General features: G+C 72.4%; 18 protein-coding genes. 6 read left to right on the top strand and 12 right to left on the bottom strand.

Features of this window, described 5'->3' with window-relative positions; all coding sequences use genetic code 11:
* Positions 1-332: 332 nt before the first annotated feature.
* Positions 333-1,340: a stage II sporulation protein M gene (locus ACIF9R_RS27745; RefSeq protein ID WP_399985102.1), complete on the bottom strand. Its 1,008-nt coding sequence runs from the start codon at positions 1,338-1,340 to the stop codon at positions 333-335.
* A gap of 93 nt (positions 1,341-1,433) precedes the next feature.
* Between ACIF9R_RS27745 and ACIF9R_RS27740 the strand changes: the two genes are divergently transcribed.
* Complete coding sequence (locus ACIF9R_RS27740; protein ID WP_399985101.1) at positions 1,434-2,423, top strand: RDD family protein; 990 nt, start codon at positions 1,434-1,436, stop codon at positions 2,421-2,423.
* Positions 2,424-2,442: 19 nt separating this feature from the next.
* Here the strand turns inward: ACIF9R_RS27740 and ACIF9R_RS27735 are convergent, their stop codons facing one another.
* The 8 genes from ACIF9R_RS27735 to ACIF9R_RS27700 all read right to left on the bottom strand — a co-directional run bounded on the left by ACIF9R_RS27735 (position 2,443) and on the right by ACIF9R_RS27700 (position 10,879).
* Positions 2,443-3,057 (bottom strand): hypothetical protein, encoded by a 615-nt coding sequence (locus ACIF9R_RS27735; RefSeq protein WP_399985100.1) that lies wholly within the window; start codon positions 3,055-3,057, stop codon positions 2,443-2,445.
* A 150-nt stretch (positions 3,058-3,207) separates the two neighbouring features.
* A complete protein-coding gene (ahcY, locus tag ACIF9R_RS27730) occupies positions 3,208-4,665 on the bottom strand; it encodes an adenosylhomocysteinase (RefSeq protein WP_399985099.1) in 1,458 nt (485 codons plus the stop codon).
* Positions 4,666-4,979: 314 nt separating this feature from the next.
* Entirely contained in the window at positions 4,980-5,960 is a 981-nt protein-coding gene (locus ACIF9R_RS27725) for a cation diffusion facilitator family transporter (protein WP_399985098.1), read from the bottom strand.
* A gap of 143 nt (positions 5,961-6,103) precedes the next feature.
* Positions 6,104-7,255, bottom strand: coding sequence for a mannose-6-phosphate isomerase, class I (gene manA, locus ACIF9R_RS27720; protein ID WP_399985097.1), 1,152 nt, complete (start codon positions 7,253-7,255; stop codon positions 6,104-6,106).
* A 61-nt stretch (positions 7,256-7,316) separates the two neighbouring features.
* Positions 7,317-8,444, bottom strand: coding sequence for an SIS domain-containing protein (locus ACIF9R_RS27715; RefSeq protein ID WP_399985096.1), 1,128 nt, complete (start codon positions 8,442-8,444; stop codon positions 7,317-7,319).
* 100 nt (positions 8,445-8,544) lie between these two features.
* Positions 8,545-8,715 (bottom strand): Trm112 family protein, encoded by a 171-nt coding sequence (locus tag ACIF9R_RS27710; RefSeq protein WP_399985095.1) that lies wholly within the window; start codon positions 8,713-8,715, stop codon positions 8,545-8,547.
* Between the two features lie 249 nt (positions 8,716-8,964).
* Positions 8,965-10,332 (bottom strand): phosphomannomutase/phosphoglucomutase, encoded by a 1,368-nt coding sequence (locus ACIF9R_RS27705; RefSeq protein ID WP_399985094.1) that lies wholly within the window; start codon positions 10,330-10,332, stop codon positions 8,965-8,967.
* 124 nt (positions 10,333-10,456) lie between these two features.
* Entirely contained in the window at positions 10,457-10,879 is a 423-nt protein-coding gene (locus ACIF9R_RS27700) for a DUF3499 domain-containing protein (protein ID WP_399985093.1), read from the bottom strand.
* A 282-nt stretch (positions 10,880-11,161) separates the two neighbouring features.
* Between ACIF9R_RS27700 and ACIF9R_RS27695 the strand changes: the two genes are divergently transcribed.
* Positions 11,162-11,617: a metallopeptidase family protein gene (locus ACIF9R_RS27695; protein ID WP_399985092.1), complete on the top strand. Its 456-nt coding sequence runs from the start codon at positions 11,162-11,164 to the stop codon at positions 11,615-11,617.
* Between the two features lie 4 nt (positions 11,618-11,621).
* Here the strand turns inward: ACIF9R_RS27695 and ACIF9R_RS27690 are convergent, their stop codons facing one another.
* The 3 genes from ACIF9R_RS27690 to ACIF9R_RS27680 all read right to left on the bottom strand — a co-directional run bounded on the left by ACIF9R_RS27690 (position 11,622) and on the right by ACIF9R_RS27680 (position 17,434).
* On the bottom strand, positions 11,622-13,187 hold the full coding sequence (locus ACIF9R_RS27690; RefSeq protein WP_399985091.1) for a DUF5719 family protein: 1,566 nt from the start codon (positions 13,185-13,187) through the stop codon (positions 11,622-11,624).
* Positions 13,184-16,942 carry a glycosyltransferase gene (locus ACIF9R_RS27685; protein ID WP_399985090.1) on the bottom strand — a complete coding sequence of 1,253 codons (3,759 nt, stop codon included), beginning with the start codon at positions 16,940-16,942 and terminating at the stop codon, positions 13,184-13,186. Before ACIF9R_RS27685 ends, ACIF9R_RS27690 begins: the two co-directional genes overlap by 4 nt.
* A 228-nt stretch (positions 16,943-17,170) precedes the next feature.
* Positions 17,171-17,434, bottom strand: coding sequence for a WhiB family transcriptional regulator (locus ACIF9R_RS27680; RefSeq protein ID WP_003975777.1), 264 nt, complete (start codon positions 17,432-17,434; stop codon positions 17,171-17,173).
* 723 nt (positions 17,435-18,157) lie between these two features.
* Here ACIF9R_RS27680 and ACIF9R_RS27675 point away from each other — a divergent pair.
* The 4 genes from ACIF9R_RS27675 to ACIF9R_RS27660 all read left to right on the top strand — a co-directional run bounded on the left by ACIF9R_RS27675 (position 18,158) and on the right by ACIF9R_RS27660 (position 22,128).
* The gene (locus ACIF9R_RS27675) at positions 18,158-18,697 is read left to right on the top strand and encodes a cysteine dioxygenase (protein ID WP_399985089.1); all 540 of its coding nucleotides are present in this window, start codon (positions 18,158-18,160) and stop codon (positions 18,695-18,697) included.
* 41 nt (positions 18,698-18,738) lie between these two features.
* Positions 18,739-19,722, top strand: coding sequence for a 2-phospho-L-lactate transferase (cofD, locus tag ACIF9R_RS27670; protein WP_399985088.1), 984 nt, complete (start codon positions 18,739-18,741; stop codon positions 19,720-19,722).
* Positions 19,719-21,035: a coenzyme F420-0:L-glutamate ligase gene (locus ACIF9R_RS27665; RefSeq protein ID WP_399985087.1), complete on the top strand. Its 1,317-nt coding sequence runs from the start codon at positions 19,719-19,721 to the stop codon at positions 21,033-21,035. The genes cofD and ACIF9R_RS27665 overlap by 4 nt, the downstream gene beginning before the upstream one ends.
* Positions 21,036-21,126: 91 nt before the next feature.
* Positions 21,127-22,128 carry a DNA-3-methyladenine glycosylase family protein gene (locus tag ACIF9R_RS27660; protein WP_399985086.1) on the top strand — a complete coding sequence of 334 codons (1,002 nt, stop codon included), beginning with the start codon at positions 21,127-21,129 and terminating at the stop codon, positions 22,126-22,128.
* Positions 22,129-22,364: the final 236 nt, after the last annotated feature.

The raw sequence follows: 22,364 nt of genomic DNA, 5'->3' as shown, positions 1-22,364 counted from the left end.
CCCTTCGGTCTTGCGTTTCCGACTCTATCAGATCTTTCCGATCCGATTTCCTCGGTGCTTTCCAGGTTTACGCTTTCGCGTTTCCCTTTCCGGCGATTCCGACTTTATCAGAAGTTCTGGGGCGGATTGACCGGCCCTCGTTCTCCGATTGATCGGGAGGTGCTTCCGCGGAATCAGTGTTCCGTCGAGAAGCCGATAGATGCTCGTTGTGGCCTTCCGGGGTCTAGCCCCATCTCCAGGCAACTGTTTGAATCTACCTCCCCACACGCTCCGTGTCAACGGCTCCTGTGAGGCAAGCAGGAGACTAGCAGCTCAACCGGGCGCTCCGCACATCAGGCGGCCGTCGGCACGTCGGCACTGCGCTCCGATGCCTCGAGGTCACCCGTTTCGCCGGCGCGTGCCGCACGACCGCCCACGACATAGACGTAGGCCAGGAAGGCCAGCTCGGCGACGACCCCGATGGTGATGCGTGCCCAGGTGGGCAGGCCCGAGGGGGTGACGAAGCCTTCGACGGCGCCGGAGATGAACAGCACCAGAGCGAGGCCGATCGCCATGGCCAGGGCCGCACGGCCCTCCTCCGCCAGGGCTGTGCGCCGGGTGCGCGGGCCCGGGTCGATGACGGTCCAGCCGAGCCGGAGGCCGGTACCGGCCGCGACGAAGACGGCGGTGAGTTCCAGGAGGCCGTGCGGCAGCACGAGGCCGAGGAAGGTGTCGAGGCGTCCGGCGGAGGACATCAGACCGAAGCCGACACCGAGGTTGAGCATGTTCTGGAAGAGGATCCACAGGACCGGCAGGCCCAGGAAGACTCCCAGGATCAGGCAGAGCGCCGCGGCCCAGGCGTTGTTCGTCCAGACCTGAGCGGCGAAGGACGCCGCGGGGTTGCTCGAGTAGTACGTCTCGTACTGGCCGCCGGGGCGGGTGAGCTCGCGCAGTTCGCCGGGCGCCGCGATCGACGCCTGTACATCGGGATGGGTGCCTATCCACCAGCCGAGCAGTGCCGCCACCGCTGTGGAGAGCAGTGCCGTGGGCACCCACCAGTGGCGCGATCGGTAGACGGCGGCCGGGAAACTGTGGGTCAGGAAGCGCGTGACGTCCCGCCAGGAGGCTCGGCGGGCTCCTGTCACCGCACTGCGCGCGCGTGCCACCAGCTGGCTGAGTCTGCCGGTCAGCTGCGGATCGGGAGCGGCCGACTGGATCAGGGACAGATGGGTGGCGGTGCGCTGATAGAGGACGACGAGTTCGTCGGCCTCCGCGCCGGTGAGGCGGCGCTGGCGCCGGAGGAGGGCGTCGAGGCGGTCCCACTCCGCGCGGTGGGCGGAGACGAAGACGTCGAGGTCCATCGGTGTGCCTGCTCCTCGGCTGTTCGTCGACGGTCGGGTCATCAGCTTGGCAGACTGACGATGTTCGGGGCAGGCCAGGAAAGGGCGACGGGCGTGAGTGAGCTGGTGACGGGCGAGGCGGTGGCGCTGGAGTTGCGCCCCGCGAGGCTGCCCAGCAGGGCGCTTGCGGTCCTGCTCGATCTGGCCGTTGCCGTGGCCGCGTACATCGCGGTGACCCTTGGTCTGGTGGCTGCCACGGCCTCCCTGGATCAGGCGGCGCGGACCGCGATATCGATCGCGGTGTTCGTTCTGGTGCTGGTCGGTGGGCCGATCATGGTCGAGACGCTCAGCCACGGGCGGTCGCTCGGGAAGATGGCCTGCGGGCTGCGGGTGGTGCGGGACGACGGGGGGCCGATCCGGTTCCGGCATGCGCTGGTGCGGGGCCTGATCGGTGTGATCGAGATCCTGATGACCCTCGGTGTCGTGGCCTGCGTCGCCTCGCTGGTCTCCGCGCGAGGCCGACGGCTCGGGGATGTGTTCGCGGGGACTCTGGTCGTACGGGAGCGGGTGCCTGCCGGTCGGGCGGACTTCGTACCGCCGCCTCCGCCGTGGCTCGCCGGGCGTTTCTCAAGCCTCGATCTGTCGGCGGTGCCCGATGGTCTGTGGCTCGCCGTCCGTCAGTACCTGACACGGATGCGGCAACTGGATCCGGCGGTCGGCTGGTCCATGGCGGAGCGGCTGGCCGCGGACCTGGCGGAGCGTACGGGCGCGCCGGTGCCGCCGGGCGTGCCGCCCGCCGCGTATCTGGCGGCGGTGGTGCAGGAGCGGCAGGCCCGCGAGGCGCGGCGGGCGTTCGCGCACGGGGTTGCTGGGGGGAGCGGGCAGAGCGGTACCGCCGGTCCGACGGGGGGCACGGGTGTCGCGGGTGTCGCGGGTGGCTATGTCCCGCCCGTCCCGCCCCCCGCGAACCTTCCCGCGGCCGTGTCGCCGAACGTGCCGCCGGAGGTACGGCCGTCCGTTCCGTCGGTGGAGGGGGGAGCCGCGGCGTCGCGGGACGGGGTGTCGGCCGATCGGCCGTCGACAGGGTTCGTGCCGCCGGCGTAGACGGCTTCGGACATGCCGCTCAGTCGAAGACCGACGGTGGTGATGCGAGGTCTTCGAGTTCGATCCCGGGGGCCCCGAGGACCACGTCGCCGGCCAGGTGCACGGCATGCTGCTCACCCGTGTCCAGGGCTGTGACCTGGTATTCGTCGACGGTCAGGGGGCCGTTGTCAGTGGCGTGTGCTTCTCTCTTCACCAGTGCCCAGGACTGGTCCAGGGTGCGCGGGGCGAGGACCGGGTCCGTGAAGGCGACGAGGCGTACGCGGGTGGCCGCGGAGGAGGGGGTGAGGCGCAGCAGACGGGCGGTGGCGACGAGGAACGCGGGGGACGAGCCGGTGAAGGCGTGGGCGCGCGCATGGCCTTCGGTGGCGTGGACTCCGGTGGGGTCGGTGCGGACCCAGGTGACGCCGTCGAGGGCGGCGCCGCGGACCTGCCAGCTCGCGGCGTGGAGTTCGAGACGGATGGGGCGGCCGAGTTCGTCGAGGGCGAGGTCGACCGAGCCCAGGTGATCGCCGGAGGGGGCGGTGAGCCGGGAGACGTAGCGCCAGCCGGACGGACCGGGGGCGCACTGGAAGTGTTCGTCCGCGAGGGGGGTGTGGTCGTGCGGATCGTGGAGCGAATAGCGGCCGCGGGGCATGGGGGTCCTGGGTCGTGACGGGCTGGGCCGGTCGCCGGTCCGTCCATGGGGCAGGCCCCCGACACGGGGGTGCGGGGGCCTGCCTCGGGGGACCTGCTGCCGGGGAGCGTGTCCGTGCGCGGATGCGCTCCCCGCGGTGGGAGCCTCGGCTCAGTAGCGGTAGTGGTCCGACTTGTACGGGCCCTCGACCTGGACGCCGATGTACTCGGCCTGCTCGGGGCGGAGGGTGGTCAGCTTCACGCCGAGCGCGTCGAGGTGCAGGCGGGCGACCTTCTCGTCGAGGTGCTTGGGCAGGACGTAGACGCCGGTCGGGTATTCGTCGGGCTTGGTGAACAGCTCGATCTGGGCCAGGGTCTGGTCCGCGAAGGAGTTGGACATCACGAACGACGGGTGACCGGTGGCGTTGCCCAGGTTCAGCAGGCGGCCCTCGGAGAGGACGATGATCTTCTTGCCGTCGGGGAAGGTCCAGGTGTGGACCTGCGGCTTGATCTCGTCCTTGACGATGCCGGGCACCTTGGCGAGGCCGGCCATGTCGATCTCGTTGTCGAAGTGGCCGATGTTGCCCACGATGGCCTGGTGCTTCATCTTGGCCATGTCGGAGGCCATGATGATGTCCTTGTTGCCGGTCGTGGTGACGAAGATGTCGGCCTTGTCGACGATGTCGTCGAGGGTCGTCACCTGGTAGCCGTCCATCGCGGCCTGCAGGGCGCAGATCGGGTCGATCTCGGTGATGACCACGCGGGCGCCCTGACCGCGCAGGGACTCCGCGCAGCCCTTGCCCACGTCGCCGTAGCCGAACACGACGGCCGTCTTGCCGCCGATCAGGGTGTCGGTGGCGCGGTTGATGCCGTCGATCAGGGAGTGGCGGCAGCCGTACTTGTTGTCGAACTTCGACTTGGTGACGGCGTCGTTGACGTTGATCGCCGGGAACAGGAGGGTGCCTTCGCGCTGCATCTCGTACAGGCGGTGGACGCCGGTCGTGGTCTCCTCGGTGACACCGCGGATCTCGGAGGAGAGCTGGGTCCACTTCTGGGGGTTCTCGCCCAGGGTGCGGTTGAGCAGTTCGAGGATGACGCGGTGCTCGTCGGACTCGGCGGTGTCGGGCGAAGGAGCCTTGCCGTCCTTCTCGTACTCGACGCCCTTGTGGACGAGGAGGGTGGCGTCACCGCCGTCGTCGAGGATCATGTTGGGGCCGCCGGTGGGGCTGTCCGGCCAGGTCAGCGCCTGCTCGGTGCACCACCAGTACTCCTGAAGGGTCTCGCCCTTCCAGGCGAAGACCGGGACGCCCCGCGGGTTGTCGGGCGTGCCGTCCGGGCCGACGGCGATGGCGGCCGCGGCGTGGTCCTGGGTGGAGAAGATGTTGCAGGACGCCCAGCGGACCTCGGCGCCGAGGGCGACCAGGGTCTCGATGAGAACGGCGGTCTGCACGGTCATGTGCAGGGAGCCGGTGACCCGGGCGCCGGCCAGGGGCCGGGTCTCGGCGTACTCCTTGCGGATCGCCATCAGGCCGGGCATCTCGTGCTCGGCGAGGGTGATCTCCTTGCGGCCGAACTCGGCCAGGGAGAGGTCGGCGACCTTGAAGTCCTGTCGGTTGTCGACAGTCGTCATGACGGGCTGCTCCTCGGGGTGTGGGTCGAGGTGGGTACGGCTGGTCTGCGCGGCGGCGGACACAGGGGTGCCCCGAAGAGGACACAGGCATGCCCGCGTGCGCGCAGCGCAGTCCGTCGGAGGCCCTCTCTCCCTCGGCCGGTCCCCGGTGGGACCGCCCGACCGCCATCAGCAGCGACGTCTGGCTCCGTCCCAAGCTACACCGCGCGGCCGGACGACCCCCAGTCCGGCCGCGTACACATCAGGCCGTTTTGGGGACGCCGGGCCGGCCCCGTCGTGCGGGGACGGCCCGGTGCCCTGCGTGCTCGGTACGTCTAGTGAGCGGTGTCCGGCTGGGTGGGCCCGCCGGGGGTGGCCTGCGGGTCGGCGCCCTTGGCGGCTTCGGCCTCGCTGTAGATGTCGGGCTCGAGGTAGATCACCCGGGCGATCGGGACGGCCTCGCGGATGCGGGACTCGGCGGCGTCGATGGCCGAGGCCACCTCGGCGGCGGTGTCGTCGTGGCGGACGGCGATCTTCGCGGCCACCAGCAGTTCCTCCGGCCCGAGGTGGAGGGTGCGCATGTGGATGACGCGGGTGACGGTGTCACCGTCGACGGCGGCGGCCTCGATCTTCCGGGTCTCCTCGGCGCCCGCGGCCTCACCGAGCAGCAGGGACTTGGTCTCGACGGCGAGAACCAGGGCGATCAGGATGAGCAGGATGCCGATGCAGAGGGTGCCGATGCCGTCCCAGACGCTGTCGCCGGTGGCCAGGGCCAGGCCGACACCGCCGAGGGCGAGGATCAGGCCGATGAGCGCGCCGAGGTCCTCCAGGAGGACCACCGGCAGCTCCGGAGCCTTGGAGTGGCGGACGAACTCCTTCCAGGAGCGGTTGCCCCGCAGGACGTTGGACTCCTTGATGGCGGTACGGAAGGAGAAGCTCTCGGCGATGATCGCGAAGACGAGGACGCCGACCGGCCAGTACCAGTGCGTCAGCTCGTGCGGGTGCTTGATCTTCTCGTAGCCCTCGTAGAGGGCGAACATGCCGCCGACCGAGAAGAGCACGATGGAAACGAGGAAGGCGTAGATGTAGCGCTCGCGGCCGTAGCCGAAGGGGTGCTCCGGGGTGGCCTGCCGCTGTGCCCTCTTGCCGCCGACGAGCAGCAGGCCCTGGTTGCCGGAGTCGGCGAGCGAGTGCACGGACTCGGCGAGCATCGACGAGGAGCCACTGAAGAGGAACGCCACGAACTTCGCTACCGCGATCGCGAGGTTCGCGGCGAGTGCCGCCACGATCGCTTTGGTGCCGCCTGACGCGCTCATCTGTTCGCGTTGTCCCTTCGTATCCCGTGTGGGGCCCTGATGGGTGCGTCGTACGCAGCCCGGGGCTCAACCCGTCCTATGACGGTGGGACATTGTTGCAGCCCGGTTCGGCGTCGGCGCGGCGGACCGTCGGCCTGAGGGGTTCAGGCGACGACCGTGGCCCGGAACAGCGTTCCCTTGCCCGCCACTTCGGCCTTCTCACCTGCGGGGACGAACACGGAGGTACCCGGGGACAGTGCGTGCTCGCCCGCCCGGACGGAGCCCGCGGTGCAGAGCAGGATCTGCGGGGTGGTGAGGGTGAGGTCCTGGGCGGCGCCGGCCTCGGGGAGGACATAGCGGGAGAGGCGGAACTCGTCGATGGGGGTCTCGTAGACCTCCTCGCCGTCCGGGCCGGCTTCCGGGCGCAGGACGCCGGGGTCGCGGGACTCGAAGCGGACGATGCGCAGGAGTTCAGGGACGTCGACGTGTTTGGGCGTCAGGCCGCAGCGCAGGACGTTGTCGGAGTTGGCCATGATCTCGACGGCGAGGCCGTCGAGGTAGGCGTGCGGGACTCCGGCGCCCAGGAAGAGCGCCTCGCCGGGCTGGAGCCGGACGTGGTGGAGGAGCATCGCGGCGATGACTCCGGGGTCGCCCGGGTAGTGGTGGGCGATGCCGGCGTAGGGGGCGTAGTCGCCGCCGAGGCGGTCGCAGGCGGCGGCGGTCTCGGCGACCGTGCGGGCCATCTCCTCGGGGTCGGCGGTGAGGATCGCGGTGAGGACCTCGCGCAGGGCCGCCTCTTCGGGGTGGGCGTGCAGCAGGTCGACGTACGGCTTGAGGGAGTCCACGCCGAGGCCGTCGAGGAGCCCGGCAGCCCTCAGCGGGTCTCGGAAGCCGCACAGGCCGTCGAACTCGGTGAGCGCGCAAACCAGTTCGGGCTTGTGGTTGGCGTCCCTGTAGTTGCGGTGCGGGGCGGTCACGGGGACGCCCCGGCGCTCCTCGTCGGCGTAACCCGCCTTCGCCTGGGCGAGGTCGGGGTGGACCTGGAGGGAGAGCGGGGATCCGGCGGCGAGGAGTTTGAGGAGGAAGGGCAGCCGGGGGCCGAACCTGGCGACCGACTCCGGGCCGAGTTCCTTCTCCGGGGCCGCGTCGATGACCTCGGCGAGGGTCCCCCGGCCGGTGCGCGAGGGTGCGCCGGCGTGGGCGCCCATCCACATCTCCGCCTGCGGCTCGCCGGTGGGTTCGGTGCCGAGCAGCCGCGGGATGGCGGTGGTGGAACCCCAGGCGTAGGGGCGGATGGTGTTGTCGAGGCGGTCCATGGGGTTCTCCGCGTTCCTTCTGCCGGTTGTCGTGCGTGACGTCAGGGGGTCCCGGACATGATCAGGCTCTTGAGGCGAGCGCCAGGTAAACGGCGGCGAAATCCGTGACGGCGATCAGTTCCGCGAGGGTTTCCAGTTCGCCGCCCGCGTCCGGTTCCAGCTCGCTGATCGGTGTGTCGTGGGTGAGGGCCAGTTCACGGGCTGCGGGAGCCGCGGTGAGGCCGCCGATGGGGCGGTCCCTGAGCAGCACCACGCGGGCGTGCAGGGCGGGCCTCTCCTCGACGCGGTCGCGGAAGAAGTCGTCCGGATCCGCACGGGCCGCGAGCGGTCCGGCGAGCAGGGCGCTGTGCGCGGCGAGCGCCTCGGGCAGTTCGGCGACGATGGCGGGCGTGCCGGACAGCTCGGCGAGCGCGGCGGTGAACCGGCGGCCGGCCGGACCGGCCGAGACGCCCTCGGTCCAGACGACGGGCAGTGCGTCGGCGAGTTCCGCGGCCAGCGTCTTGGCGGGGTTGCTGTACGTCACGATGGCGGGTCCGCAGCGTTCGGCGATGCCGTCGAGACGATCGGCGATCCGCTGCAGCGCCTCGGGCGGGGCGGTGAGCAGGCCGGTGCGGTCCAGGAGGGCGAGCAGCGGGGTCAGCAGCGCCCACAGCACGCCGGAGGACGCGGCCGCCAGGGGTTCGTCCTGGTCATAGGGCGCGGTGGCCATGGGGATGAACAGGCCGTGGGAGCCACCGACCGCGTCGGCGAGCGGGGTGCGGGCGGGGGCGACGGCGACGACCGTGCAGCCGCGGCGGTAGGCCTGCTCGGAGAGCAGGGCCAGGCCGGGTTCGGTGCCGTCCGGGGTGGCGATGAGGAGCAGGTCGACGGAACCGGCCCAGCCGGGCAGCTCCCAGCGCAGGGCGCCCGCGGCGGGGGCGACGCCGGTGGGCGCGAGCCGGGTGACGGGGCTGCCGGCGCCGGCCAGGGTGCCGAGGAGGTCGGCGGCCTGGGTGGCGGCGGCGCCGGGACCCGCGATGAGGACGGCGCGGGGGCGGCCGTCCGGCTTGAGATCGTTGACGCCGGCTTCGGCGGCGTGCCGTGCGGCGGTGCGGACGCGGGCGCCGGCTTCGGCGGCGCCGCGGAGCAGGGCGCGGCGGTCGGCCTCGGCGAGGCCCTCCGGTGAGTCGAGCAGCGATTCGTCGAGCATGTGCGGCAGGCTCCGATCTCGGATCGGCGGGGCGCGGGTACGCGGGGCTGCGAATCCGCCGGCCCGCCGGCCCGCGGGCAGGCGGTACGCGGGTTCTCGGTTACGCCGGGCGGCGGGCCTCGTCGACGAGGAGTACGGGGATGCCGTCGCGGACCGGGTAGGCCAGGCCGCAGTCCTGGCCGGTGCAGGTCAGCTCGGTGTCCCGCTCCTCGAGGGGGGAGTGGCAGGCCGGGCAGGCGAGGATCTCCAGGAGGCCGGCTTCGAGTGGCATGGGGGTCCCTTCGCTGGGTGGATGTGCTGGTCAGGGTACCGCCGGTGGGGGGTGGGTCGCGGGCTGGGCTGCGCGGTGCCCGGCGTGGGCCGGGCGGGGAATGTGGCGCGGCCCGGCGCCGGCGGGGTGCCGTGGGGCCCACCCTCCCCGGACGGCTCGTTCGCGGGGCGGGGGCGGGGCGGACCGGTGGGAGGAGGTCTCCCGTGCGACGTGGGTGGGAGGGGGACGGCGCCCGGTCTGCCGGGAGGGTTACGACCTGATGAGTTTCAGGACTTCGTCCCGGATCCTGGACATGGTGAGTTCGTCACGGGCTTCCGCGTTCAGGCGGAGGAGGGGTTCGGTGTTGGAGGGGCGGACGTTGAACCACCATTCGGCGGAGGTGACGGTGAGACCGTCCAGTTCGTCGAGGGTGATGCCCTCCCTGCCCTCGTACGCGGCCCTGATCGCGGCGACGCGGGCGGTCTGGTCGTCGACGGTGGAGTTGATCTCGCCGGAGCCGCTGTACCGGTCGTACTGGGCGACCAGGGCGGACAGGGTGCCCTGCTGGCCACCGAGGGCGGCGAGGACGTGCAGGGCGGCGAGCATGCCCGTGTCGGCGTTCCAGAAGTCGCGGAAGTAGTAGTGCGCGGAGTGCTCCCCTCCGAAGATCGCACCGGTTCTGGCCATCTCGGCCTTGATGAAGGAGTGGCCCACGCGGGTGCGTTCGGGGGTACCGCCGTTCTCCCGTACGACCTCAGGGACCGACCAGGACGTGATCAGGTTGTGGATGATCGTGCCCTTGCCACCGTTGCGGGCCAGTTCGCGGGAAGCGACCAGGGCGGTGATCGCGGACGGCGGGACGGGTTCGCCCCGCTCGTCGACGACGAAGCAGCGGTCGGCGTCCCCGTCGAAGGCGAGCCCGAGATCGGCGCCTTCCTCCCGGACCCGCTTCTGCAGGTCGACGAGGTTGGCCGGGTCGAGGGGGTTGGCCTCGTGGTGGGGGAAGGTGCCGTCGAGTTCGAAGTACATCGGGACGAGGGTGAGCGGCAGGCCGGCGAAGACCGTCGGAACGGTGTGCCCGCCCATGCCGTTGCCGGCGTCGACGACGACCTTCAGGGGACGGATGGAGGCCAGCTCGACGAGAGAGCGCAGGTGTGCCGCGTAGTCGTCCAAGGTGTCGCGCCGGGTGATCGTTCCGGGAGCGTCGGCCGTCGGCTCCGGGGCGCCCGTCTCGCTCCATCGCTCGACGAGTTCCCGGATCTCCGCCAGGCCTGTGTCCTGGCCGACCGGTGCGGCGCCCGCGCGGCAGAGCTTGATGCCGTTGTAACGCGCCGGGTTGTGCGAGGCGGTGAACATCGCGCCCGGGAGGTTCAGGGCGCCCGAGGCGTAGTAGAGCTGGTCGGTCGAGCACAGGCCGATTTCGGTCACGTCGACGCCGTGGGCCGCCGCCCCCCGCGCGAACGCGCCCGACAGGCCTGGCGACGACGGCCTCATGTCGTGACCGGTGACGATGGCGGTCGCGCCGGTCACCCGGGCGAAGGCGGCACCGAAGAGCTCGGCGAGCGTCTCGTCCCACTGGTCGGGGACGACCCCGCGCACGTCGTACGCCTTCACGATCTGCGAGAGATCAGCAGCCACGGCCAGCCCTTCCGGAAGTCCTGTCGGTCACCACAAACTACCCGTAGGGGGTGGCGGTCCGGTCCCGGTCACCGAACGTTCCTCGCGGATGCCGGCCGCCGGCGGAGGGGGGAGCGGCGCCCGGTCAGTTGTCCGGCGAGCGCAGGACACGCAGGTGGCCGCGGCGTGCGACCTCCATGGGGTCGGCCGTGCGGGAACCGGCCGCGCCGCCCGCCGCGCGCTCCTGAGGGCGGGCGGCCTCGCGCACCGCGTTCGCCAGCGCCTCCAGATCGTCCCCGCTCGGCTGGGCCGGGGCCGAGGCATCGAGCAGGCGCACGACCTCCCAGCCGCGCGGGGCGGTGAGGCGCTCGGAGTGCTCGGCGCACAGGTCATAGCAGTGGGGTTCGGCGTAGGTGGCGAGGGGGCCGAGGACCGCGGTCGAGTCGGCGTAGACGTACGTCAGCGTCGCGACGGCAGGACGGCCGCAGGCGGTGCGCGAACAGCGACGTACAGGGCTCACGGTGTTGGACGGTACCGCACTCTTGAGCGGGCCGCGACGACTCTCCACCAGGTCACTCGCCCGTGTCGTGGTGTGAAACGCCCCACGTATCCCTTTGGCCACACCTTGCGACCTGGACGGATACGCAGGGCCGGAAGGCCGGACGGTACTGATTCCGGTCACCAGTTGGTACAAAAGCTGCCAATCACCTTGAGATCATCAGTCCTGGAAGGGTACGAAATCGAGCCCAACCTTGGCTGGAATGGTCATGTTGTGACATGACCCGCGGGTCGGCCCGAAGGCACGCGGGGGTCGGGCGGGGCGGCCGTGCGACGACTACTCTTCGCAGTGATGGACACCCCCGTGACTCCCCGTCCCACCGGCCCCGGGCCCCGACGCCGTGATCGCCACGGCCGTGGCATGCGCGGGCCCGTCGCACCACCCCAGGTACCGCTCGCCGCCAGCCGCGCGGAGACGTTCGCGGATCTGGTGCAGGACTCGGTGGAGCGGCTGGAGCGACGCTGGCCGCAGCTCTCCGACATCGATTTCCTGGTGCTGGACGTACCGCGGCTGGACGGTAGGGGCGCGGGAGCGGTGTGGAGCGACGAGGCGGTGCCGCTGGGCGGGACCGTGGCCGCCCGTGAGGGGCGGCCCGCCCGGGTGGTGATCTACCGACGGCCGGTCGAGATCCGGACCAAGGGACGCGACGAGCGGGCGGCCCTGGTCCACGAGGTCGTGGTGGAACAGGTGGCCGACCTGCTGGGGCTCACACCCGAGACCGTGGATCCCCGGTACGGGGAGGACTGAGGGATCACCCCGAGCCCCGCTGCTTCTGCAGGACCGACAGGTCCTCGCTCGCCTCCGGTACCGCCACCGTCCCCCGGTCGTCCGGGAGTGACTGGACGGTGAAGAACGGGACGCCGTTCTTCGTCGCCGCGAGGGTGCGGGACGCGTAGACGGGCGTAGCCGTCTCCGGTTCGATCGTGAGGGCGTACGTCCCCTTCACTCCCGACGGCGCGGGCACCTCGATGTCCTGGGTCGTGCCCGACTTGATCGTGTACGTCTTGGACGCCGGCGTGCCGCCCTTCGTGCCGGCGGAGGCGGTGACCTTGACCTTGGCGTCGCCCTCGGGCGCGGTCACCGAAAGGGTCGTGCCCTTGGCGGTGTTGTCCACGGCCGTCGCCCGCGCGCCGACCGGCCGGGCGGCCGGGAGGAACGCCGACTCCTGCTTCTCCCCCTTGCCGCGCAGCACCCGTACCGCCGCCACGAGTGGCACGGAGCCGTCCGGCGCCGTCAGCACCAGGGAGCCCGGCTCACCACGCGTGATGTCGCCCAGGTCGACGGCCGCCGTCATGCCGCCCTTCACATGCAGCGTCTCCTGGCCGGCCGGGGTGATCAGGCCGGAGGGGGAGGCGAGGCGCACCTTCACGTCGACGTCGGCGTCGTGCGGGGTGAAGGCGACCAGGCGGACGGCGGTGGCGTCCTTCGGGATGCCGGGCAGGACCAGGCTGCCCGAGGGGTCGGCCGACGCGGGCAGCCAGTCGCCGCCCAGCTTGTCGTCCAGGGCCTGCACGGCCGCGCCGACCCGTCCGCTGCGGACCACGACGTGCACGGTCACGTCGGTCTGCTTCTCGTCGGTGAGCGTGGACAGCAGCACCGGCTCGGCGGAGTGCGGCTGGACCGTGATGCCCTCCCCCACCGTCGTCTTCAGGTCACCGTCCTTGCCGTAGAGCTCGATGTCGACCACCGCCGCCGAGTCGTCGGGGTTGGTCAGGTGGACGTAGTCGGTGCGGTCCTCGCCGGTGCTCGCGCCCGGGAACCAGAATTCGGTGTCGGCGGGCGCGCAGGCGACGCCCTGCAGGCCCCGGCCGGTGCCCGCGGCCACCTCGGTCGTCTGCTGCACGGTCCAGCCGGGCGCGACGCGGCCCTCGGCGGTTCCGATGAGCGCCGGGGCGTCGCCTCCGGAGGCGTCTCCGGTGACCGGCTTGCCGGGGTCCCCGGGCTTCAGTACGTCCTTGCCGCTCGGGCTGTCCTTCTCACCCTTGCCGCCCTCGTCGTCCTTGCCGCCCTTGCCGCCCTTGCCGCCCTCGTCGTCCTTCTCGTCGGGCTGCGGCTTCTCCGTGGCCGGCCGGAGTCCGGCCTCACCGTCGCTCTTCGTGCCCTCCGTGACGGGCGTGAAGGACGTGTAGGTCGTCTCGGCCAGGTCGGAGGAGCTCGGCTGGGGGCACAGCAGGCTCGTGCGTTCCACCGGAAGGTGGGCCGCCGCCGTGGCGGCCTCGTCCGCGGTCCCGGTGTCGGGTGAGGACATCGCGGCGAAGCCGGTGACGGCGGCGAGCGCGGTCGCGCCCGCGATCAGGGACAGGGTGGTCCGGTTCACTGCTGGCTCCCGTCGGGACGCTCGCCGCCCGTGCCGTGGGGGTCGTACGACGTGTCGTAGCCCTGCGGGTAGTTCTGGTCGTAGCCGCCCTGGTCGTACGTCGGGTCGTACGGCTGCTGCTGGGTGCCGTACGCGTACGGGTCGTACGGGCCACCCTGGTCATAGGCGTCGGGCGGGTAGGGCCGGCCGTAGGCGTCCGTCGCGTACTGCTGGTACTGGTCGGCCGGGTAGGCGTTGGTGTCGTAGGCGGCACCGGCGCCGTTGGTGTCGTAGGCGGCGTTGGCGCCGTTGGTGTCGTAGGCGGCGTTGGCGCCGTTGGTGTCGTAGTCGGCGTTGGTGTCGGCGTTCGCGTACTGCGCCGCGTCCCAGTCGCCGTAGTCCGGCTGGGGCGGGACGGGAGCGGGGGCCGGGGGCTGCTCCGGCGGGGCGGGGAAGTCCTCGTCGGCGGCCCCGTCGTCTGCGGACTCCGTCTCCGCCGCCTGGGCGCGCAGGCGGCGGGCCCGGCGGCCCTCCCCGGCCACGGCCTCGGCGGGCAGGGACGGCTCCTCCGGCAGGTCGTCGTCGATGTCGCGGCGGCGGCCGGGCAGGGCCATGACGACGAGGACCAGGGCGAGCAGGCCCTGGGCCCACAGCCAGGCGGTGTGGGTGACCGGCTCGTCGTAGGTGACGTCCAGCGTGCCGCCGGAGGAGGGAAGCTCGAAGCCCTGGGCCCAGTCGTCGACCGTGGTGCGGGGCAGCGGCTTGCCGTCCAGGGTGGCGGTCCAGCCCTCGGCGGTGGCGTCGGCGAGGCGCAGGACGCGGCCCTCGGCGCCCTCCGGGATCTCGGTGTGGATCTCGACCGGACCGGCGGCCACGGGCACGGGCTCGCCGTCGCCGCCCTTGCCGGGGACGATGCTCGCGCGGGAGACCTGCCGGTCGACCCGCCACAGCGCGCCACCGGCCTGCTGGCTGAGCCGGCTCAGGCCGGGCGTCGCGTCCAGGACCCGGGTGACCTCGCGCGGGGCTCCCTGGTGGACCAGGACGTAGCGGACGGCGAAGCCGCCGAGCTCGTCGGCCTGGTCGGCGCCGGATCCCGCGACCAGGTTGGCGACGACCCGGTCGAGTCGCGTGTTCGCGCCGTCCACCGCGGCGGTCTCGGCGTCGCCCATCCGGGCGCCGGAGCCGCGGACCAGCACATAGCCGACGCGCTCGGTGGATTCGCTGCTGAGGACGAGGGTGCGGGCCTGGTCGCTGGTGCCGCTCTCCTCGGCGACGAAGGCGGGCACCTGGACCGGGTCGCGCCGTTCCACGGGTCCGTCGGCGCCGCGGATCATCCAGCCGGCGGCGAGGACCAGGGGGCCGACGGCGCAGGCGAGGGCGATCAGGGCGGCGGCGGGCTGGCGCCAGCCGAAGCTCTGCTCGGCGACGCGCGAGCGCGCGCCGTCGGCACCGAGCGCGGCCGCGGCCAGGACGGCGATGCCGTAGACGAGCGTCGCGGGGCCGGCCCAGGCCGAGTTGTTGGACAGGACCGCGAAGACGAGTCCCACCAGGGCGGCCGCCCACGCCGTGAGGATCGCCGTCCGGCGCTCGGAGCGCAGCAGGGCGCCGAGTGCGGCGAGGACCAGGCCGATGAGCAGCAGGCCGCTGACGGTTCCGGGGCCGCCCGGGCTCGCCCCGAGCAGGTCGAGGGCGGAGGCCGTCGACGGGCCGTACTCCAGGCCGGCCTCCTGGAAGAAGCCGAAGGGGAGCAGGGTGAACGACCAGGGGGCGAGGACCAGGAGGGGCGTGCCCAGCTGGGCCAGGAAGCGGAGTCCGTAGGCCGGGAGGTCGGTTCGGCGCAGGGCCAGAACGCCGATGCCGAGGACCAGGGCGATGGGCCACACGATGGGGGTGAACGCCGTGGTGATCGTGAGCAGCAGCGCGTACGCCCAGGTGGCGCGCCAGCTGCCGCGCAGGTCGGCGGGACTGGTGAGGCCGCTCGCGGCGATGCCCGCGCGGGCGGCGAGCGGCAGCAGTACGGCGAGGACGGCGGTGCCGATGCGGCCGCCGGCCAGGGCGCCGGTCGCGGCGGGCAGGAAGGCGTAGGCGACGGCCGCCCACGCGCGCAGCAGCCGGGACGGAACGAGCGGACGGGAGGCGAAGTACGCGGTGAAACCGGCCAGCGGTACGGAGCAGACCAGGAGGATCGTGACGGCGAGGCCGGTGGAGCCGAACAGGAGCGAGGCGAAGGCCGCCACGACGGCGAGGTACGGCGGCGCGGATCCGGTGCCGCCGGCACCGACGGCGTGCCAGGTGTCGGTGTAGCGCGCCCACAGGTCGCCCGCGTCGGCGGGCGCGGGGAACAGGGCGCCGCCCGCGAGCGCGCCGCCGCCGATGAGCTGGCGGCAGGCCGCCAGGGACACCAGCAGCAGCACCAGGAAGAGCACCGGGCCGGGTTTGCGGGCGACGCGCTTGAGGCGGGCGAACTGCTCGATCTCCAGGAAGTCGGCGTCGTCGCCGCCGGGCCCGGACTCGGTGGCGCTGCCGTGCCGTCCCGCGCCGGAGACGGCTTCGGGGTCGGAGCGGCCGACGAGGTCGCTCGCGACCTGTTCCACGGTGACGCGGACGGTCGCGCCGGGCGGCGGGAACAGCGGCCGCATCTCGTCCTTGCCGGTCTCCGGGGTGCCGCGGTGGCGCCGTCCGGCCAGGATCCGTTCCGGGCGCAGCAGGGTGCCCATGAGGCCGCGGATCTCGTCGACGGCCTGTCCGGGGACCTTGCCGACGAGGTAGGCGAGGGTGCGCAGCAGGCTGCCGAGGACGACCCGGAAGAGCACCCAGGGCAGCGCGGCGGTACGGGCGTTGACGAGCAGGGTGTAGACCGCCCCCGCCTTGTCCACCTTGTGCGGGGAGGCGGAGGTGCGGCCCACGCAGTCGACGGTGCGGCGCTCGCGGGAGGCGGCCTCCGCATGCCGGACGACGGCGTCGGGCGCGACGAGGACCCGGTGGCCGGCCGAGTGGGCACGCCAGCACAGGTCGACGTCGTCCCGCATGAGGGGCAGATGGCGGTCGAATCCGCCGAGCCGGTCGAAGACGTCGCGGCGGACCAGCATGCCGGCGGTGGACACCGACAGCACGGGCCGTACGTGGTCGTGCTGGCCCTGGTCCTGTTCGCGACGGTCCAGGCCCGTCCAGCGGCGGCCGGAGTTGGCGATGGAGACGCCGACCTCGAGAAGCTGCCTGCGGTCGTACCAGCCGCGGAGTTTGGGGCCGACCACGGCCACGTCGTCGCGGCCGAGCTCGTACTCGTTCTCCACGACGCGCAGCAGCTCGGCCAGCGCGTCGGGTTCGGGGGCGCAGTCGTCGTGCAGCAGCCACAGCCACTGCACGGGTTCGCCGTGCGGCAGGTCCGGCAGGTCGTAGGCGTCGTCGCGCCAGCTGCGGGTGACCGGGTCCCAGCCGCTCGGCCGCTTCAGGTACGGCAGCTCGTCCGGTGTGAGATGCGGGGCGCTGCGGTTGCACTCCTCGACCGCCTGGCCGAAGCCGGTGCGCCGGGCGAGGTGCAGCACGTGGTCGTCGCCGAGGGCTTCGGCGACCAGCTGGGCGGAGTCGTCCGCGCTGCCGGTGTCGGCGCCCATGGCGAACTGGACGGGTCGCTCCTGGCCGAGCAGCCCGGCGAGCGCGTCGGGCAGCCAGCGGGCGCCGTCGTGGGAGACGAGGACCGCGGTCACCACGTGACGCGGGAACTCAGGACTGGCAGCGAGGTCGTGACGGGCTGCCGTGTGGCTGTGCACGGACATCGAGGTACGGGCCCCGGTTCGGTGGACTGTGGGGGACGCCCGTGCCCGGTGGGGGCGGCGGGGCGTCTCGGACGAGCGACCACACTATCGGCTGGGCACCACAGCGGCCCGCCGCCTGTGGACAACCCACCTGCGACGGGCCTCGCGTGACGTAGGGATGAAGTGACGCATGTAGGGAGATGACGGCGTACGGCAGGACGCCGGAGTACCGCGGCGATGTGCCGTACGTCAGACCGCGGCCTTCTTCAGCCGGCGCCGCTCCCGCTCGGACAGGCCGCCCCAGATGCCGAAGCGCTCGTCGTTGGCGAGGGCGTACTCGAGGCATTCGGAGCGGACCTCGCAGGCGAGACAGACCTTCTTGGCCTCCCGGGTCGATCCGCCCTTCTCGGGGAAGAAGGACTCGGGATCGGTCTGGGCGCACAGCGCGCGCTCCTGCCAGCCGAGCTCCTCGTCCGCGTCGTCGACCAGCAGTTGCTGCACCAGCTCGGTCATGTGCGCCCCTCGTCCGTCTTTCGCGTCCCCGTGATCCAGCCGTTACCGATTCCGGCTGAACGACACGAGTGAAATTACAAGTGTGCTGCTCCGGGCGAGTCAAGCCGAGATCTGCTATTGGGCCCCTTATTCACTCTGCGGAACCAAGGCCGAGCGGAAAGTGTTCAAATCATCCTAAACCTCGACACACGCAGAGGACCCGCGTGGCTCTCCAGCCCCGTACGGAACCTCTCCAGGGAGGACGCCCAGGAGATCGATCCCGTTGCGAGACCCGCGACGAAGCGAACCGGATCACATTCGGATCACGGGATCGCAACGACGCACACGACGCCCGGCCGTGCGCACCTTGTGTCCCGGGAAACGAATGAGCAAACCTTTCGCCTGCGCGATGAACCGGATGGGGTGAACCGCGTCCCACGAAGCGGGCGTCGAGTTGACAGTGGAGGAGTGAACCGCTGTCCTTGGGGGCATGCTCGCGAATCCGGCACTCACCCCGACCCGCTCCGCCGGGTTCTCCGGTGCTGCCCGCGCTCGCTGTAGCTGTAGCTGTCGCTGTTCCGGCTGTTGAGCCCACGCGCTCCCGCCACCGCCGAGTCCACCCGACACGGCCGCTGATTCCTTCGCTCCCACCAGGGCACCTCTCGCCGCCCCTGCCCGCGATCCGGGCGCACGGGCCGCGACACCCGCACCCCCACCGCTTCCCGCCAAGGAACCCCCGCACCCATGAACAGCGACAGCGACCTCCAGATCGCCGGTGACATCCTCGAAGTCCCGCACCTGCTCCAGCCCCCGCGCGAACACCCGGCCACCGTCGCCGAGTTCGCCGGGCTGGCCCGCTCCATCGCCGACAACCGCTCCCAGTGGGCACATCTCGTCGAGTACGACGCCACCAGCCGCTGGTACCACCGGCTGCGCACCGGCCCCGGCTACGAGGTGTGGCTGCTGTCCTGGGTACCGGGCCAGGGCAGCGGGACGCACGGCCACGGCCGCTCCTCCGGCGTGCTCACGGTCCTGGACGGTGCCCTCACCGAGCGGACGGAACGCGGCACGCGCGCGTTGACGGCCGGCGCCCAGCGGGTGTTCGCGCCCGGTTACGTCCACGAGATCGTCAACGACGCGCTGGAACCCGCGGTCAGCCTGCACGTCTACTACCCCGGCCTGACCGAGATGCCGATGCTCCCCCAGTCCCGGCAGTCCCGGCTCCGTTCGGCCGGAGGGAGCCCCGCCCCCCACTGCGAGGCCCGCACCGTCCCGGTCCGGTGACTGCCTGACGCGATGTCGTAGCGGCCTGCGAGGATGGACCCATGCGCATTGTGGTTCTGGCAGGCGGCATCGGCGGTGCCCGTTTCCTGCGCGGTCTGAAGCAGTCCGCGCCCGACGCGGACATCACCGTCATCGGCAACACCGGGGACGACATCCACCTCTTCGGGCTGAAGGTCTGCCCGGACCTCGACACGGTGATGTACACCCTCGGCGGCGGTATCAACGAGGAGCAGGGCTGGGGGCGGACCGACGAGACCTTCCACCTCAAGGAGGAGCTCGCCGCGTACGGGATCGGTCCCGAGTGGTTCGGTCTTGGCGACCGGGACTTCGCCACGCACATCGTGCGCACACAGATGCTGAGTGCCGGGTATCCGCTCAGCGCCGTGACCGAGGCGCTGTGCGACCGCTGGAAGCCCGGGGTGCGCCTCATCCCGATGACCGACGACCGCGTGGAGACACATGTCGCGGTGACGTTGCCCGACAGCGACTCCGCCGCGGGATCCGGTGAGCGCAAGGCGATCCACTTCCAGGAGTACTGGGTGCGGCTGCGGGCCTCGGTGGCGGCCGAGGCCGTCGTGCCGGTCGGCGCGGAGCACGCGAAGCCGGCCCCCGGCGTCCTGGAGGCGATCGCCGGGGCCGATGTGATCCTCTTCCCGCCGTCCAACCCCGTGGTCTCCATCGGCACCATCCTCGCCGTGCCCGGCATCCGGGAGGCGATCGCCGACGCGGGCGTGCCGGTGGTCGGCCTGTCGCCGATCGTCGGGGACGCGCCCGTGCGCGGTATGGCCGACAAGGTGCTCGCGGCCGTCGGAGTGGAGTCCACGGCCCCGGCGGTGGCCGAGCACTACGGCTCGGGCCTGCTGGACGGCTGGCTGGTGGACACTGTCGACGCGTCCTGCGTGGAGCGTGTCGAGGCGGCCGGGATCCGCTGCCGGGCTGTACCGCTGATGATGACCGACGTCGACGCGACCGCGCGGATGGCGCGGGAGGCGCTGAACCTGGCCGGAGAGGTGCGGGCGGTATGAGCGGCACGCACCCGGCACCCGACGGCTACCAGGTCCGGGCCCTGCCGGGCCTGCCCGAGATCCGCGAGGGCGACGACCTGGCCAAGCTGATCGCGGCCGCCGCACCGGACCTGACGGACGGCGACGTCCTTCTGGTCACCTCGAAGATCGTCTCCAAGGCGGAGGGCAGGATCGTCGAGGCGGCCGACCGCGAGGCCGCCATCGACGCGGAGACGGTCCGCGTGGTGGCCCGGCGCGGCCCCCTGCGCATCGTGGAGAACCGACAGGGCCTGATCATGGCCGCCGCGGGCGTCGACGCCTCCAACACCCCCGCCGGTACGGTCCTGCTGCTGCCCGAGGACCCGGACGCCTCCGCGCGGGCGATCCGCGAGGGTCTGCGCGACCTCCTCGGCGTCGAGGTCGGCGTGATCGTCACCGACACCTTCGGCCGCCCGTGGCGCGCGGGACTGACGGACGTGGCGATCGGCGCGGCGGGCCTTCACGTCCTGGACGATCTGCGCGGTGGCACCGACGCGTACGGCAATCCGCTCGGCGCCACGGTCGTCGCCACGGCCGACGAGCTCGCGGCGGCGGGTGACCTGGTCAAGGGCAAGGCATCCGGTCTGCCGGTGGCCGTCGTCCGCGGTCTGGCGCACGTGGTGCGGGCCGACGACGGCGAGGGTGCGCGGGCGATGGTGCGCGGCGCGCGCGACGACATGTTCCGTCTGGGCACCTCCGAGGCGGTACGGCAGGCGGTGACCCAGCGCCGTACGGTGCGGTCCTTCACGGACGAACCGGTCGACCCGGACGCGGTGCGCCGCGCGGTGGCCGCCGCGGTGACGGCCCCCGCCCCGCACCACACCACCCCCTGGCGTTTCGTCCTGCTGGAGTCCCCCGGGTCCCGCGTGCGGCTCCTGGACGCCATGCGGGACGCGTGGATCGCGGACCTGCGGCGGGACGGCAAGACGGAGGAGTCCATCGCCAGACGCGTCCGCCGCGGGGACGTCCTGCGCAACGCGCCCTGTCTGGTCGTGCCCTGCCTCGTCATGGACGGCTCCCACTTCTACGGGGACGCGCGGCGGGACGCGGCGGAGCGGGAGATGTTCGTGGTCGCCACAGGCGCCGGCGTGCAGAACTTCCTGGTCGCGCTGGCCGGGGAGCGCCTGGGCTCGGCGTGGGTGTCGTCGACGATGTTCTGCCGCGACGTGGTCCGCGAGGTCCTGGACCTGCCCGCGGACTGGGACCCGATGGGCGCGGTCGCCGTGGGCCATCCGGCGGAGGAGCCGCGCCCGCGGCCCGAGCGGGAGGCGGGCGCCTTCATCGAGGTGCGGTGAGCGGCGCGCGGGCGCCTACCCTCTGAGGAGGCTTCCGCGACGGCGGCCGCCTTCCGGCTTCACCTCTCACCTCCACCCTTGGGGTCCGCTCGTGGCAGGACGTTTCACTCCCCGCCCGACCCGTACGACAGTGCGCGGCGGGCATGTTCCGGTACCCGCGGGAGTACCTCGCCAGGCGCCGGCTCCGGCACGTGTACGGACCTGGGTGCCGGACGGCCCGCTGGACCTCGGCCTGGTGCTCGGGCCGCTGCGGCGCGGGCCCGGGGACCCGACGTTCCGGGCACTGCCGGACGGCTCCGTGTGGCGGGCGAGCCTGACACCGGCGGGCCCGGGGACGCTCCGGGTGACGCGGCGGTCCGGTGAGGTCCGGGGCGAGGCGTGGGGCCCGGGGGCGGACTGGCTGCTGGAGCGGTTGCCGGGGATGCTCGGGGCTCTGGACGATCCGTCGGCCTTCGTGCCGCGGCATAAGCTGCTGGCGCTGACGCGGCACCGCCGGCCGGGGTTGCGGCTGACCCGGACCGGCCTGGTGCTGGAGTCGTTGATCCCGTCGGTCCTGGAGCAGAAGGTCACGACCGGTGAGGCGTACCGGGCGTGGCGGCTGCTGGTACGCAAGTACGGCGAGCCGGCGCCGGGTCCCGCGCCGGAGCGGATGTCGGTGATGCCGTCGCCGCGTACCTGGGCGCTGATCCCGTCCTGGGAGTGGCACCGTGCCGGGGTCGACGACAAGCGGGCGACGACGGTGCTGCGGGCGGTGCGGGTCGCTGCGCGGCTGGAGGAGGCGGCGGGAATGCCGCCGGCGGAGGCGCAGGAGCGGTCGGAGCTGGTGTCGGGGATCGGGCCGTGGACGTCGGCGGAGACGGTCCAGCGCAGTCATGGGGCGGCGGATGCGGTGACCGTCGGGGATCTGCATCTGCCGGGGATCGTGGGATGGGCGCTGGCGGGGGATCGGGATGCGGATGATGCGGTGATGCTGTCGCTGCTGGAGCCGTATGCGGGGCAGCGGCATCGGGCGGCGCGGTTGATCCTGCTGAGCGGGAGGGTTCCGGAGCGGCGGGCTCCGCGGATGCCGTACGGGGATATCGGGCGGTTGTAAGGGGGCAGGGGATCTGCGACCCGGTGCCTGACGGGTGCTCCGGCGCCGGTTTTGGTGCTGGGCGGGGGTGTCTGCGCAGCCCGGCGCTTGCGGGGTGCCGTCGCGCCCACCCGTGCCGCCCCAGCGGCACGACTGCCCGCGGGAGCGGCGGTGGCCGCGGCGCAGCTCGGCCGCGGGAGCGGCGGTGGCCGCGGCGCAGCTCGGCCGCGGGAGCGGCGGTGGCTGCGGCGCAGCTC

Source organism: Streptomyces sp. NPDC086080 (genome assembly GCF_044540255.1).
Taxonomy (GTDB): Bacteria; Actinomycetota; Actinomycetes; order Streptomycetales; family Streptomycetaceae; genus Streptomyces.
Note: the sequence above shows the minus strand (reverse complement) of the source record. Positions and strands in the feature narration are given on the sequence as shown.